General features: G+C 47.2%; 16 protein-coding genes. 3 read left to right on the top strand and 13 right to left on the bottom strand.

Features of this window, described 5'->3' with window-relative positions; genetic code table 11:
- Window positions 1–6 precede the first annotated feature (6 nt).
- The 7 genes from AC3RLQ_RS28860 to AC3RLQ_RS28830 form a co-directional block, all read right to left on the bottom strand.
- The gene (locus tag AC3RLQ_RS28860) at window positions 7–819 is read right to left on the bottom strand and encodes a RecB family exonuclease (protein WP_493032155.1); all 813 of its coding nucleotides are present in this window, start codon (window positions 817–819) and stop codon (window positions 7–9) included.
- Window positions 816–1,370, bottom strand: coding sequence for a hypothetical protein (locus tag AC3RLQ_RS28855; RefSeq protein WP_493032154.1), 555 nt, complete (start codon window positions 1,368–1,370; stop codon window positions 816–818). Before AC3RLQ_RS28855 ends, AC3RLQ_RS28860 begins: the two co-directional genes overlap by 4 nt.
- Before the next feature lie 397 nt (window positions 1,371–1,767).
- A complete protein-coding gene (locus AC3RLQ_RS28850) occupies window positions 1,768–2,193 on the bottom strand; it encodes a hypothetical protein (RefSeq protein WP_493032152.1) in 426 nt (141 codons plus the stop codon).
- 167 nt (window positions 2,194–2,360) lie between these two features.
- On the bottom strand, window positions 2,361–2,612 hold the full coding sequence (locus AC3RLQ_RS28845; RefSeq protein WP_493032150.1) for a hypothetical protein: 252 nt from the start codon (window positions 2,610–2,612) through the stop codon (window positions 2,361–2,363).
- A gap of 19 nt (window positions 2,613–2,631) precedes the next feature.
- Window positions 2,632–3,915 (bottom strand): S1C family serine protease, encoded by a 1,284-nt coding sequence (locus tag AC3RLQ_RS28840; protein WP_493032148.1) that lies wholly within the window; start codon window positions 3,913–3,915, stop codon window positions 2,632–2,634.
- Window positions 3,916–4,136: 221 nt separating this feature from the next.
- Window positions 4,137–4,427 (bottom strand): hypothetical protein, encoded by a 291-nt coding sequence (locus AC3RLQ_RS28835; protein WP_493032146.1) that lies wholly within the window; start codon window positions 4,425–4,427, stop codon window positions 4,137–4,139.
- A 157-nt stretch (window positions 4,428–4,584) separates the two neighbouring features.
- The gene (locus AC3RLQ_RS28830) at window positions 4,585–5,277 is read right to left on the bottom strand and encodes a hypothetical protein (RefSeq protein ID WP_493032144.1); all 693 of its coding nucleotides are present in this window, start codon (window positions 5,275–5,277) and stop codon (window positions 4,585–4,587) included.
- Window positions 5,278–5,537: 260 nt separating this feature from the next.
- On the opposite strand from AC3RLQ_RS28830, the gene AC3RLQ_RS28825 reads away from it, so the two are divergent.
- The 3 genes from AC3RLQ_RS28825 (at window position 5,538) to AC3RLQ_RS28815 (ending at window position 7,264) form a co-directional block, all read left to right on the top strand.
- Window positions 5,538–5,912, top strand: coding sequence for a GIY-YIG nuclease family protein (locus tag AC3RLQ_RS28825; RefSeq protein WP_493032142.1), 375 nt, complete (start codon window positions 5,538–5,540; stop codon window positions 5,910–5,912).
- A 377-nt stretch (window positions 5,913–6,289) separates the two neighbouring features.
- On the top strand, window positions 6,290–6,532 hold the full coding sequence (locus AC3RLQ_RS28820) for a hypothetical protein (protein WP_493032140.1): 243 nt from the start codon (window positions 6,290–6,292) through the stop codon (window positions 6,530–6,532).
- A gap of 189 nt (window positions 6,533–6,721) precedes the next feature.
- A complete protein-coding gene (locus AC3RLQ_RS28815; protein WP_493032138.1) occupies window positions 6,722–7,264 on the top strand; it encodes a YdcF family protein in 543 nt (180 codons plus the stop codon).
- Here the strand turns inward: AC3RLQ_RS28815 and cysC are convergent.
- The 6 genes from cysC to AC3RLQ_RS28785 all read right to left on the bottom strand — a co-directional run bounded on the left by cysC (window position 7,261) and on the right by AC3RLQ_RS28785 (window position 12,741).
- The gene (cysC, locus tag AC3RLQ_RS28810) at window positions 7,261–7,812 is read right to left on the bottom strand and encodes an adenylyl-sulfate kinase (protein WP_493032136.1); all 552 of its coding nucleotides are present in this window, start codon (window positions 7,810–7,812) and stop codon (window positions 7,261–7,263) included. The two genes, AC3RLQ_RS28815 and cysC, sit on opposite strands and share 4 nt — an antisense overlap.
- Window positions 7,803–8,864 carry a hypothetical protein gene (locus tag AC3RLQ_RS28805; RefSeq protein ID WP_493032135.1) on the bottom strand — a complete coding sequence of 354 codons (1,062 nt, stop codon included), beginning with the start codon at window positions 8,862–8,864 and terminating at the stop codon, window positions 7,803–7,805. Before AC3RLQ_RS28805 ends, cysC begins: the two co-directional genes overlap by 10 nt.
- Window positions 8,861–9,661: a sulfotransferase domain-containing protein gene (locus AC3RLQ_RS28800; protein ID WP_493032134.1), complete on the bottom strand. Its 801-nt coding sequence runs from the start codon at window positions 9,659–9,661 to the stop codon at window positions 8,861–8,863. Before AC3RLQ_RS28800 ends, AC3RLQ_RS28805 begins: the two co-directional genes overlap by 4 nt.
- Window positions 9,658–10,713 (bottom strand): glycosyltransferase family 9 protein, encoded by a 1,056-nt coding sequence (locus tag AC3RLQ_RS28795; protein WP_493032133.1) that lies wholly within the window; start codon window positions 10,711–10,713, stop codon window positions 9,658–9,660. Before AC3RLQ_RS28795 ends, AC3RLQ_RS28800 begins: the two co-directional genes overlap by 4 nt.
- A gap of 66 nt (window positions 10,714–10,779) precedes the next feature.
- The gene (locus AC3RLQ_RS28790) at window positions 10,780–11,949 is read right to left on the bottom strand and encodes a retropepsin-like aspartic protease (RefSeq protein WP_493032132.1); all 1,170 of its coding nucleotides are present in this window, start codon (window positions 11,947–11,949) and stop codon (window positions 10,780–10,782) included.
- A gap of 42 nt (window positions 11,950–11,991) precedes the next feature.
- A complete protein-coding gene (locus AC3RLQ_RS28785; RefSeq protein ID WP_493032131.1) occupies window positions 11,992–12,741 on the bottom strand; it encodes a hypothetical protein in 750 nt (249 codons plus the stop codon).
- Between the last annotated feature and the right edge of the window lie 502 nt (window positions 12,742–13,243).

Here is a 13,243-nt window from a genome sequence, read left to right as displayed (position 1 = left end):
AGGGTTTTAATGTTTTCGGCATTCGTTGAAGAACTCGCAGGAAGAACAATGCATCCCAGGTGAAGGAACAAATTGCTCATGCTGGAGTCCTGTGAGGTAGGCTTCCATTTGGCGGAAGAGCCGGGTTTCCTGATGTTGGGTCATGGGCGGCATCGTGGTGATGACGACCTTGGGGTTTTTGAGTTTGACCAAGTGATGAAGGGCTACGCCGCTCTCCTGTTGACCGGTATTGTGGCGGTAAAGGACGGCGTAGCTGGTGGTCTGGATCTCAGTGGTGTGAGCGACCTTGTCCGCATTGGGAGTGGTTGCCGAGGTCTTGTAGTCAATGATCTGCCGGCGTTGAACCAGGTCGAGGATGCCAATCAACCGGGGTAAACCATGGTTGACGAGATCGGTCTCAACTGGGACTTCCACGGCGTCTGGCTTCAAATCTGCAGGAACATGGGATTCTCGCAGGTAGGTGTCGATCAAACGCCATCCAGTGGTTTTGTCGTCATTCTCTTCGCCGGGTTCCCAGAAGACTTTGCCTTCGGTATCGTCCGCCCATGCTTCTGTGTAGGCATCATGAGCCTGTTTGAGCGTGAGCGGTTTGAGCAGCCATCGAGCCTTGTTCCATGCCTTGAGGACGGAGTGAACCGAATTGCCAAGGTGAAGTGAGGGTGTCTTTGGCTTCTTGAGTTTGAGCACGTAGCGGAAGTAGAACTTCAGCCGGCATTGCAGAAACAATGACAGCCGCGAGGCCGAAACTGTATTCTGCAATGCGGTGATGATGTCCTTCTCGCTGGGCTCTTTGGGTGGAGCTTCAGCGAGTGTGTTCATGCTGCTTGGTGGTTGGTGGGTTGATGTTGCTGCCAGCGTGTTTGACGAGGCGCGGGTTTACCGACCTTCACCAGCAGATCTTCGATGAGCTGTGAGGCTTGCATCTTGTTGAGCTGCTTGACGCCGATACCGAACAGCATCTGGGACAGATCCTCCGCTACCTGTTTGGTGATGCTGGGGTTTTCGTTGACGATGCGAAGGATAAACCCACGCTGGCCATCGGTGCAGTTCCAGGCATCACCGACAGGTTTAGCCTGCTGGTTCTGTCCGTTGCTGTGCTGACGACTATTGCCATTGATCTGGTAGGTGCGTCCATTTTGATGATGACCGTTTCCGTTGTTGTTGGGGCGGTCATTGGCTTGAGGAACAAAGCCGGGGTGTTGGATTTCCTGATCGACGCTGTGCTGCAGAAGGGCGTAAAGCTTCTGCACTTCAGCTTCGACTTGGGTGATGTCGGTGAGTTCGACTTCGACTGATGCTGCGAAGCTGTGGCTGCTGTATTGTGGCAGACCGAGCTTCTTGCTGTAGTTGGCGCTGAGTTTGATGGCCATGATGTTGGGTGTGTGGGTGGTGGGATGAAGGCACGAAAAAAGCCAGACCGTTGATGGCCTGGCTTGCGTCGTGGGATTGGGTGCTGCTTTGAGTTCTAGGCCGCTTTTGACAGCTCAGAACGTGGTGGTGGTGTGGTGTCCGCTGAATGCAGAGTCGTTGCTGTGATCCATCCTGGGGAACCACGAAGGGCGTTGAGCAGAAGATCGTCAGTGAGCTTGGTCATTGGGATCTTTCTGTTCTTTGCCTCGTGATACAGGACAGCCACAAGGAACCTGCTGATGTGCGGAGAATAATGACGTGGTCTTGCCATGGTGTCTCCTGGTTGCTTTGAATCGCGAAGATGAACCACGCGATCATTGTGTTATACCCGAATTCTGATATTCACACAGAGGGGGGCTATTCGTTTGGCGGCATGGTGCTGGCTTGGGAAGCCGTGGCTGATTTGACCGCCTGAACGAATTTTGCCGACATCCAACGTTTCACGAATGGATACAGCATGTAGGCCAGCACAAAGATGCCAAACCAGACGTACAGGGGAGGCACCAACGTCATTGCTGCGAGACAGACCCAGAGTGTTGTGGCTCTCGGATGTCCGTTGAATGCGTTGACGATCAGATGGATGATCACGACGTAGTTGAACGCATACAGCAAGAATTTGTATAGATTCGTCACGGTGAGAGTGCTCCCACCATTGTCCAACTGCACCGACGTCAGAATGGGCACATCAGATTCAAAAGTTCTGAGAACATTGGCGATGACGATGCAGTAGATGATCAGAGCCAAGAGCGATCTGGTTTTGGGTGTAATGTCGTAGAGGTTCATTGCTTGAGGTGTGGTTAGGGTTTGATGAGATCAGGAGGAATTCCTTGCTCTCTTTGCTATACCCGACACGAACTCATTCTTTGGAGGGGGGCTAACGGAACCACGCCGATAAGCAAGTGCCTGCGAAAATATTTTCGCATAGTGACCAGCCCTGCATTGACTGACCTTCAATTGATCTCCGGCAGCTTTGATGAATGTGGCGGGCCGTATTTTGGGCCTGTGTAATGATGTACAATCATCAGGACCAACATCCATAAATAGAACCCGACAATTAATGAGAGGCCCAAATAGGTGAGGAAATTGATCACAGGATGCCCGAATTTGCGATGCATGGCTCTTTTCATCTCCTGGCAATGCGGGCATGCTTTTGCTTTTGTGGAAACCATTCCTGAACAACTTGGGCAAGTGATGATGGCCATGGCGTGAAGTTTGGAGCTGTTAACGCGAGGTTTGATCCAACACCTGCCAGAGATCGGGTTTGGTGATGTAGTCCATAGGGATCGCAAAGTTCACATTTTGGGCACCATTTCCCTCAAAGCTTGAACTCGTGATGCCAACGAGAGCACCCCCTTTAAGACTGAAGAGACCGCCACCGCTATTTCCTGGGCTGATTGGTGTCGATGTGCGAATCATGACATTTGTTCCAAGATCATCGAACCTTGAAATGATGCCAGATGTCACGCTCAATCCTCCACCTAATGCGTTGCCGATTGCCGCACAGCCTTCTCCAACCTCCAACTTGTTGTATAGTTGGTAAGGAGTGGTGAAGACCTCGTTAATTTGGGGCGAGCGAACAATGATCAGAGCCATGTCAAGATTGCCCTTGCCCAAAGCAACCACGTTGAACGGCAACTCAATGCCATTGTAATCAATTGTTCGGACGACGTTTTTGGCACCGCTTGGCACACTCACGACATGTCGATTGGTCACTAACTTCAGGACGCCAGACTCTCCCGTCAATGCCACAGCACTACCGTCTTTTTCACCCCTCTTTGTGCTGGTCCAGAAAATCCAGGAGGACTCATCCTCATCCCAACGAACAATCACAGGATAAACGTAGTGCCCCATCTGCCTCACCACTTGCTTAGGCGTCAGCATGGCATCAGGTTCCGACAGCGTGACTTTATCGAGCAGTGCGTAAGCAGTGGCACATATGAACGGGGCAATGAAGCTGATCGCAATTCCCACTCCTATGGGCATGATCCATTTCCGCCTTTGATAACCGATTGCATGTTTTCGCACGTGCAGGATTTGAGGCAGGCCAAGAACAACAAGCCAGACCAAGAACACCCAAAAGCCCCAACCAAATGCAGACATGTCAAGCCGACCAAAATAGTCGATCAAAAGCACTACGATGAATATGGCCGGACCAGCATACCACGCCAACCTTGCTAACCTTGGTTGTTTCAGTCGTTGCCAATTCAGAGCTACCATTCCGCTCGCACAGAACAGGCCGAGAAGCGGGAATTCGAGAATGGCAATAACGAGGGGATTCCACAGCTTTGGCTGATCCGGTTGGGCCTCATCCTGACCTGTCGGTTTCGCCTTCAGCTCACTCATGAGGAACTTCACTAACTTGGAAATGTTCTCAAAGATCCTGGTGAGAAGCCGACGAACCTTGATGAGATTGTGCTGAGCATTGACTGGCTCAACAGGTCCACCACAAAAGGGGCAGCTTGTGGCAGCTTCAGCGAGGGTGTTGTTGCACTCGGAACAGATCATGGCGGCAGAGATTCAAAACTCGCCACCGAGAAGGCAGACCCAAATGAATCTGCCGAGGTGGCCGGAGAGTTAAGAAGTCGCCACTAGACGACCGCAACGGCCTTTAAACCGGTGAGGGCTCTGGACATACGCCGTCGCCTCCCGGCCATTATTCATGGTCGTCAGGCGACGTGTTTGCGGCACACGTCTGCCGCTAGTGGACGAGATTCTTAAGCCTCGGTTCAGGTCTCCCCGAACTGTTCAAATGCTAACGGGGAGCAGGATGCAGTAAAGGGGAAACTGAAACAGCTTGGGTGTGTATGGTGTCTTTGCTCTGGCTGCTGTGTTTCACCCAGAGAATTGATCCTGAACCATCCCTGGCCCCCAAAATCACCGCTGCCCGCACCTTCACATAATTCTGATGTGAGATTTTGAAAACCCCAATGATGCCCCAGACCACGGAAGCTCTCATCAACGCGAATCACATGCAGCAGCAGCAACACCATCATGAGTTGGCATAATTTTTGGTTCATTCATTTCTGGAAAACGTGCATACATCGCTGCAGCAACGGTTAAGAAAACCGTTGCTGCTGCACATGTACACACTGCACTAAACCACTGCAGCAGAGGTGAAAATGCTGCTGCTGCACTGCTGCACCTGGGGTTGAAAAGGGTGGGGTGAGTCAGACCCTATTTGATGCCCACTGGACCTGGCATTCGACGTCTGTTCAGGTCCTCAGCTGCCATTTTCAAGAATTTGATGCTCATCCAACGGTCCAAGGCATCGAGTGTGGGTAATGGTCCAGAGAGCTGAATTTTGTTGCCAGTGTCATTTCCCATTAGGACCTTAATTCCTCGAAATATACCGGCCGTGTTTTTCGCAATAGCGTCCGTCACATCCTGCACCTTAATGGGATCTGCATTTACCTCTGCGAAGGCTTCCACCAGCGCAGGAGAAAGGGCATACCAGCGTCTGCCTTCCCGCAAAGGAGTTCCATGAAAATGAAAGGTGATCTTGGAGCCATCGAATATCAGCCTTGCACCATGATGCTCAGCCATCCACATCAAGATCATTCCTTTTGGGGAGCTTCGCAGATTCTTGATGCTTTCGTCTTTGTTCGGAGGTCCTGCTCTACTGCCTTCAAACACGGTTGAAGCAGTGATCAAGAGACGTTCAGCTTCGGGTAAGGAGGCAACATAAGCCGCCACATCGCGCTTGAGGTCCTTACTGAGTGGGACTTCATCAGCCTCAAACGGTGACATCATTACTGATGCCAGAGAAAGCTCCTTTTCGTTGATTTTGGTCGGCTTGAGTGCGGACTGTCCAGCTCCAATAGTGACCGAGAGCCAGAGTGTCAGTGAACAAATGATAAGAATTTTCATGCGATGTCCCTTATGAATTCGTGGATCAAAGATGAGCCACTTCTGCATGATTGAACAGATGTCGGGCGTGTTCGTCAAGGGTGTCATAAACCTCGCACACATTTCATCCTGAGAACTCGTTGAGGCAGTGCGCCAATCTGATTTGGATCCCTCACAAATGAAATTCAAGGCTATGGTGGGCTCAAGACGCATATTATAAGAATGTTCAGACAAGGGATTTTGGCGTTGAAACTCTTTCCATCGCAAAGGAGTTTGTCGGCATGGAGGCAGTTCAGACACCTCAACGACAACTGAAACTGTTCCACATCGAGAATCCGCTCTCGGTACGGCTGGGATCTGATTTCTTTCGATCTCTGCCGCCTGTGCCTGGGGTCTTTTTCATTTACGGGAAGGAGGGCGATCTGTTTTACATCGGCCAGTCGTTGGACCTCAAAGCACGAATCGGCAGCTACAGGCATGTCACCCCGGATAAAAACCCAAAGCGAACATTGAAACTGGTGCATCGCATTGTCAGGATCGAATGGAGGAATGCTCTACGCAAGCCGAATCCATCGAGCTTGAGCGCGTGCTGCTGCTGGAACATCGACCAGCATTTGACCGTGCCGACTTCTGGTAGAGTGCTCCAGGGTGGCTGAAAATTGAAGCCACATCCGACAGCCTGAATGTTGAACTCGTTCGTTAGGAGTGCGGCACAGGTCCTCATTCACCTGCATTCCGGTATGTCTTGGGCAGTCTGGTCCGTTGCCTGTATCGGATGTCATTGCCACTTGCCCCTCTTTCCGTCTATCCGCATGGCGTGTTTAATGCAGCAGTTCCGTTGCCCCTCTCCCTACCGATCCCGAACGCATTTGAGGCCGCAGAATCGCTCAAAGCTTACGCTGACGGCAATCATGAGCCTCTGCTCTCAAGGCTCGCAGGAATGCTATAGGGGCCACAGGATCGGAGCAAGATTACTTGCGCGAGGAACTGGAACGCATGCAGAAATATACAGCCAAAGTTCAAAAGCTTCTTCATGGTGCTGGATCGTGATGCTTGGACCCGCCAACGCACAAACTTCTTTACAGACATGCCAAACCAACGACTACCAGGAACCAAGCTGGCCGGAGCCTACATCAGCGTCGAAAAAGATGAGGCTCTTGCTAAACGCGCTGCTTTGAAAGGTTACGCAAACAAAGCCGAATTCATCCGTTTCCTCTTTGATGAGGCAATTGCAGAGAATGCCCACTTACTCAAAAAAACGGTTCCATCGTCTTAAGAGGTCAAATTCGAGTGTCAATGTCCTATAATATTTCAGCGCTGCAGGTCAAACAAGCGACACCCCCCCCATTCGGAAGACACGTTATCACCATTGACACCAAAGCCTCCCGACAATACCCTAAATTTGGTTCAGTGATTTTAATCCAAACGTTGTCTGTAGCAGTTCACTTTGAGATACAGAAAAGCAATGAGACGCTACGATGCTATTTTAGTACTTGGGACAAGTGTCAAAAAATCTCTATTCAAAGAGAGGGTTGAAAAAGCCAAGAGGTTATACGATCTTGGCATCGCCAAGCGAATTATTTTTTGCGGCCGCTGGTGGGGGGGATTGGTAAAACGACCTGATACCACTGAGGCTGATGCGATGGCGAAGTATGCACTCTCCGTGGGAATTCCGAGGTCTGCTATCAATCTTGAAAAGAGATCGTTGAATACAATTGGAAACTTTTATTTTTCCAAAACCATACTAGAATCCGCTAGCATTAAAAAAATAGTGATTATCACTCACCGTTCCCATATGCCAAAGGCAAAATTCCTTGCTCGCAAAATACTGGGGTCAGCTTACATCATGAGTTTTCACGAATCTGGCACCATTGGAATTGAAGGATTTGGACACTGCGGTCTCGAACAGACTAAAACTCACTTTGAATCAATTAAAGATGCTGATGACGCAGCGATAACCAAACTTCTTCAAGGCCACCCATTCTATTCACGTTATCGCAGTTTTTAAAAGAGCTTAAATTTATTCATCAGCGAATTTACACATGCCTGGATGGAAGCGTTCACTGTATCCAAGACTAGGTCAGGCTTAATTGGCTTTTCAAATACAAAATCCTTACCAGGAAACTGAAAAAGGTTTCCCAAAGCAGCTTTAGCATACAATCCTTTAGTGTCTCGGCTTGCACAGGTTGCGTAATCGCACTTCACAAATACCTCTTTGAAAAAATCATCTCCAATAATTGAGCGAGCCATTTGCCGCATGTTCTCGCGCGGAGTCATTAAAGCAGCAATCACAGTAAATCCTTGCCCGCGAAGCAACTTAGCCAATTCTGCTGTCCGCCGGACGTTCTCTAGTCTGCCCTCAGGTGAAAAGCCTAAATCTTGACAGACCCCTAAGCGCAGAATATCTCCGTCTAAAAAAATCGTCGGCTTGTTAGATTCATTCAGCATTTCAGCGACAGCAGAACCGAGTGTTGATTTACCAGCACCTGAAAGGCCATAAAGCCAAAAGACTTGAGTGCCAACTTCTTTAAAAGATCCAAGGTTGGTTAGGGCCATATCAGTCTATTTCCATTTTCCCGCTGATATTGTAGATCCAAGCTTTGAATCAGGTCGGAAGAATCATGTCGCTGCATATGCGTAGCAATTCTACCGTCAGAAAAGTGGTAATAAATCACCTCTTTAAGCCAGCTCTCGTCAAATCCGTAGTAGGGGAAGCATTTGAAGGGGACACGTTCACCTGGGTTTGGACCGCAGTATTCTGAATTTGCTGAGCGAGGGATGAAATATTTCCGTCCATGCAAGTTTTCATGTGCAAAATTCACCGGCCGATCCTCGCTGAGAATATTGAGTGCAATGTATCCTAGCATGTTTTCTGCCGCATCGAAGTTCACATGGTGAGGATTGACCATAAAATCGTTGCCTAATATAAGCGCCATCTGTCCTCCGGGCCCTGTTGACTGTAGGGGGCGTGATAAAGCAATTTGGGGATTTTCTTCCAATAACTTGAAAAGCCGCTTAACCCTGCCAATTTCGAATTTCCTGTCAGAGTCAGCGATGTAAACCGCACGACATTTGAAATTGAAAGCAAGGAAGCGCCACATTACCCCAGGACTTTGGGCGAAACTTGGATGTTTCATAACAATTACATTCACCCCGTAATCTGTGAGAATTGATTTGAGGCACATAAGGTCAGAGGCAAGGAAAACGACGCTCCTGTAAGGCTTGCGCTCTCCCTGAAGAAGCGGCCAAACGTAATTATCCATAAAGCATTTCGTTTCCCGATTCGTGCCTTGGAAAACGGGGTGGGATACTTTTTCAAGCTCACTCAGAGGAATCTGTCCCGATGAATCCCGGAGAGGATGTTCATTGCGTTTGTTGAAACTACATCCTTTAAAGAATAATGAAGCGCTGATGATGATGTCATCCGGACAAATGTCAAAGTTAAGTGGCTCATGCGCAAACATATTGGGAAAGTCGTAATGCGCTCTATTTGTTGAATCAAGGTATGCTGTCACGTCTACCCCGTAATCTTCCAGAAATATCCTGAGCATCTGAATAGAATACCTTGGATAAACATCGCTGATTTTTTTTGGGGTTGAATTGTTCATTGCATTAATATCTTGAGTGCTTCGCTCTGGCGATGTGTTAGCATCTGCGCATAATCTCCGGCGACACCTTTTCGGCAAAAGGCTGTTTTCACCTCACGCTGGTTTCGGTCACGATGCAGATTGATGTCTATTTCATTGAATTCTGATGTCGAGGTGATCTCTTCAATGCGACGCTCAGAGAGGTCCCTTGACAAAAGACATTGTCCAAGAGATTCAACGGCAGTTTTGAGATAGGTCCGATTTAGAAGCCGTTCGTATTCCAGTTGAAGATATCTATTGTGGTAAATCAAACCGCTGAACATCTTCCACTGAATCATCCACTGGATCATTTCAGGAGTGCCATAAAATTGACGTGTGATCTCAACGTCAGAGAGGTGGGGATTGGCTTCAACAAAGGCACATTCCGAGGGCTTGCCTATTGCCGGAAGGTAGTAGCGGTTATACATCAGCCGGGAAACAAGAACGTCTCTGAAGTCACGGACAACGTTAACCACCCAAAAGTCGGGATTTTTATCGAGAAAAAGTGGCACAAGTTGTAGCGGAAGATCATGCGTTTTGAAAACGTGTGAACCCGTCAAATTTGAAAGTGATAATAGGCTCGCAGAAAAATCAGCGATTCTTTGCTCGTCATCTATTCCAAACTGGGCGAAATCGAGAAGGTTCTGCGAGAGTCCAGATACATATTCAGCCATCCCCTCCTGGCGCACAATCTTACAACAGATAGAAGCGATCCAAGTGGATCCACACCGCTGTGTGGTGCTAATCAATACTTTGCACGGTGAGGCAGGGAGGATCATGGCAAATGTATTTTTGAGTGCATCAAATTATGGACAACTCGCCTCTCCATATCAGCCAAATACTCAACAACGCCCCCTTGAAAATATATCTCGATTGCACGAATTACATCAGCAGCCGTCACCAAGTCAAGGCACCGAGGAAGATAATCCGTCACCTGGCGGCCAGGATAAGCAGGCAGAGCGTGCGTTGGAACATCATCCATTTTTGATCGAAAATAACTAAGCTCTGAATCACGTAGATGAACCACATTGTTGCAGAGAGAAGCCGGAGAATCCTTATGGTCTAAATCCCCCAGTGGCACAACTCGCGCCTTCCAACAACCTCCTTGTTCACAACATGATAATGCGCCGTTCGTGTGGAGGTATTGATGATGAGGATAGGCTTCCCATTGCGCAGGTTCTCGACCGCCGGCTACCACAACACAAGGACGATTCTTCGGCATCCCATAACGCACAGGAACTGCCGCTGCAAGATGCATATGCATTGTTACCGTGCACAAGACACCTTGCGCATGATGCATTAACCTAACTATTTGACGCAGGTTTGTTTTACCAACTAAATTGAGCGTGCCCCGGAGTGGAGGATGATGATGAGTTTCTTCTCCTACCTGAACAAAAAATATCCGCCCATCAAAGTGGTCCACAACTTGTTGATAGCGCTCTGTTGGCCACCATTTTGCCGTATAGTCAAACTTTCCACCTGCAGATATAATCCAAAAAGGAACCGGCATCTTTGTTATTTCTTGCACTTGGCTCATCCACTTTCTTTCTATTTCAGCGAGATGTATATCTCCCTTGAAATCTGTTGGCTTAATCGGCACGCCAAGCTTTTCGCTTAAATTTTGAATAAAGCCGTGTATAAAATGCCACGGCCCAGTATTACTACAATGTATAAGCGGATATTCACAAGAAATGTCCTCCACATTACCTTCAAGAGGTAATGATGACAAATAAGGGTTATTTTCCCATAAGGCATCCGCAGACGTTCTCGTCTGTGTAGTAAACTTCTTCGGATGATTTTTATGCAAATCGCGCACTGCAGCCGTAAGCATAATAATATCACCCGGAGATAAAGAACTCCTCATTATAACCTTCCGCATCTTAATCTAGAAATGAGGTTATTCCAAAAGATTGTTATCGACTAACTTTTTCGCTCCAAATTTTATTGTAACTTTATGATTATTTGTCGATCCAATAGATCTTACTTCACACTCAATCTGATCGTTTGCCTTTTCCACCAATTCCTCAATCTTGAGTAAATTCAGTTTATCAGTGGGCAAACCACAAAAAGTAGAAATTACATCACCCAACTTTAGACCTGCCTGTTCAGCAGCTCCAGAACCCCCAGGTTTTAGTTGCGCAACATTCATTTGCCCGTTTTCAAATATAAAGACGGCTCCAAGTGTGCCTGTAACGTTTATTGGAGCATTAAGTTTTCTATCTTGAAAATAAATTTTCTCCTTGAGCATATCAATAACTATATTGAATCTTACGAGCCACAATAGTCCCGCGCTAGCCCCACTGTTTCGAGTGGATGTTACTTGCGCACCACGCAAGGATCTCCCCATAAATTCCCCCCTAGTAAACCATCCGCTAATCACTGTCATATCATTGGCAAGCGATTGATTTACAGCAATGCCCCCCCCTTTTGCTTTATCCGTTCTTTGAATGACCCCGCTTTTCACATACTCATCAAAAATGGCAGCATTTAAATTGAAGGCATGATTAAACCCCGTATCAATTAAGCATTCGAACTCCCGTCCATCAATTTTCATAGTTACCTCTGGACATCCCTGACCTTTTTTAAGGTCCACTGACTGATACCCTCTCAATGGCGGAAGTGTGTCAGCTATTGCAAAGATGCGATCGTCATAATTTAGTTGTATTATGGCTGATTGGAATGAGGACATTCCCAGAAATCCTTTAATGGGAACGCCTGTAAGCAGGCGAAACGAATTAAACTGGGGAGCCAATAAGCACTCATTCATCAGTTTAAATCCGCCTAGCATCATTTTAGGAGAACTGCCTTTTTCTAGTAAGGTTGAATTACCATTCGCATCATTTACAGGAACCTTATCAATAGTGGGAGTAATTGAGCTTCCTGCTGCTTTCTCAATAACTATTTGAGATGCACCCGTATCAAATACCATTACCAAAGTGTCATTTCCTGTAGTGACCGGAACATTAATAAACACGGGATACGGCTTTAACTCCTGTGTATATAATTCAGCTGAGTTAAGCCGATCAACTACACAAACGAATAATAGTAAGACAAAAAGACGTTTCATATCTATCGATTCTATGTTCTTATTGTTAATCTATAAACAATTTCAAAACGTAACTCGAAAGAGACCTTCAAACCTGCTAGGTGTAATATCGCTGTTCCCTGCTGGAGAAACTATCTGGCTGGTGGCTCGAATAACGCCATACCATTTAGCATTTAATGCACTGGAAGTAATGCTTTGAATGACGAGCTCCGTAGCTAATGCAACGCTTAATGAATTCGAAGAATATGGTGACCATGTCAAATCAGATCGCAAAGTACCAGTAAATAGAAAATTGCCAATTTCGTAGCTTAAAAATTCGAAGCTGCCTGTTGCAGTAAAAGAAACAGAAGTATTTTGCGTCTGAGGAATTTCAATTACTGAGCTTTCAAAGGCAGCTTGAATACTGAGATCGAAATTCGACGAACTAAAATCCGCTGCCACCGTAGCCTGCGCCAGTGTTGGGGCGTCAGGGGATAGTAAAGCTCCCTGGTTTACTAGATCCTGAGCATAAAGACCGAATTTTTGGGATACTGATTCCGACATTGATACTTGCATTTGGAGCTCGCTAGCTGAATCCGTCATCAAGTTTATAAGCGTTTGATCAATTGTGGCTTCAAGAGTTGGATTAGCCAACTCCTCGCCTTCAGGGCCAAAAAACTTCATTTTTGCAAATACGGAAGCTATACCCGCCGGCGTTACAGATGATGCAGCAAAAACTTTTATTGTACCGCCTTCTGCTGCTACGCCTTTGCGTGTCGCAACTCCTTTACGTGCCCCCGCCCCTTTTCGTGCCCCCGCTCCGACAAGTTCCACTGTGATGTTATCATCATCACTTTCAACATTTGTAACCTCTTTTCCCGTATTGTTCGTAAACCCTATCTCATACCCGGTGTAATCGCCAGCATTAGGATTTGTAAGCCTACAAGTCGATTGATCAAGATAGAGCGATCCGCTTGAACTGGAGCTGGAAGAGGAACTCGATGACTCAGATGACGAGCTCGATGACTCAGATGAAAGGCTCGATGACTCAGATGAAAGGCTCGATGACTCAGATGAAAGGCTTGATGACTCAGATGACTCAGATGAGGGACCCGTTGAACTAGGCATGTCTGAAGAAGAGGGCATTTTTTTGATTTGTTGATGTTATATTTCTTATGCCACGAGGTTTGGGCAGGAATTTTGGATAACTAAAGACGCTTTTTCCTCTGTCAAGTATTATTACTATTTTAGCATTGTTTTGCTAAAGCATTCAGACTAAGTCTATTGAAGTTTTAGAAAGTGTTTCGTTAGGCGTATTGCCTATTTTTCGAGTTTT

The organism is Prosthecobacter sp. GW821-HT29F12, from assembly GCF_058803405.1.
The sequence above is the reverse complement of the archived record's forward strand: the minus strand, read 5'-3'. Positions and strand labels throughout refer to the sequence as shown.

What these genes read in the sequence shown, in the direction of transcription:
- AC3RLQ_RS28860 (WP_493032155.1), bottom strand. Translation starts at nt 819, where the DNA reads ATGAACACACTCGCTGAAGCTCCACCCAAAGAGCCCAGCGAGAAGGAC.
- AC3RLQ_RS28855 (WP_493032154.1), bottom strand. Translation starts at nt 1,370, where the DNA reads ATGGCCATCAAACTCAGCGCCAACTACAGCAAGAAGCTCGGTCTGCCA.
- AC3RLQ_RS28850 (WP_493032152.1), bottom strand. Translation starts at nt 2,193, where the DNA reads ATGAACCTCTACGACATTACACCCAAAACCAGATCGCTCTTGGCTCTG.
- AC3RLQ_RS28845 (WP_493032150.1), bottom strand. Translation starts at nt 2,612, where the DNA reads ATGGCCATCATCACTTGCCCAAGTTGTTCAGGAATGGTTTCCACAAAA.
- AC3RLQ_RS28840 (WP_493032148.1), bottom strand. Translation starts at nt 3,915, where the DNA reads ATGATCTGTTCCGAGTGCAACAACACCCTCGCTGAAGCTGCCACAAGC.
- AC3RLQ_RS28835 (WP_493032146.1), bottom strand. Translation starts at nt 4,427, where the DNA reads ATGAACCAAAAATTATGCCAACTCATGATGGTGTTGCTGCTGCTGCAT.
- AC3RLQ_RS28830 (WP_493032144.1), bottom strand. Translation starts at nt 5,277, where the DNA reads ATGAAAATTCTTATCATTTGTTCACTGACACTCTGGCTCTCGGTCACT.
- AC3RLQ_RS28825 (WP_493032142.1), top strand. Translation starts at nt 5,538, where the DNA reads ATGGAGGCAGTTCAGACACCTCAACGACAACTGAAACTGTTCCACATC.
- AC3RLQ_RS28820 (WP_493032140.1), top strand. Translation starts at nt 6,290, where the DNA reads ATGGTGCTGGATCGTGATGCTTGGACCCGCCAACGCACAAACTTCTTT.
- AC3RLQ_RS28815 (WP_493032138.1), top strand. Translation starts at nt 6,722, where the DNA reads ATGAGACGCTACGATGCTATTTTAGTACTTGGGACAAGTGTCAAAAAA.
- cysC (WP_493032136.1), bottom strand. Translation starts at nt 7,812, where the DNA reads ATGGCCCTAACCAACCTTGGATCTTTTAAAGAAGTTGGCACTCAAGTC.
- AC3RLQ_RS28805 (WP_493032135.1), bottom strand. Translation starts at nt 8,864, where the DNA reads ATGAACAATTCAACCCCAAAAAAAATCAGCGATGTTTATCCAAGGTAT.
- AC3RLQ_RS28800 (WP_493032134.1), bottom strand. Translation starts at nt 9,661, where the DNA reads ATGATCCTCCCTGCCTCACCGTGCAAAGTATTGATTAGCACCACACAG.
- AC3RLQ_RS28795 (WP_493032133.1), bottom strand. Translation starts at nt 10,713, where the DNA reads ATGCTTACGGCTGCAGTGCGCGATTTGCATAAAAATCATCCGAAGAAG.
- AC3RLQ_RS28790 (WP_493032132.1), bottom strand. Translation starts at nt 11,949, where the DNA reads ATGAAACGTCTTTTTGTCTTACTATTATTCGTTTGTGTAGTTGATCGG.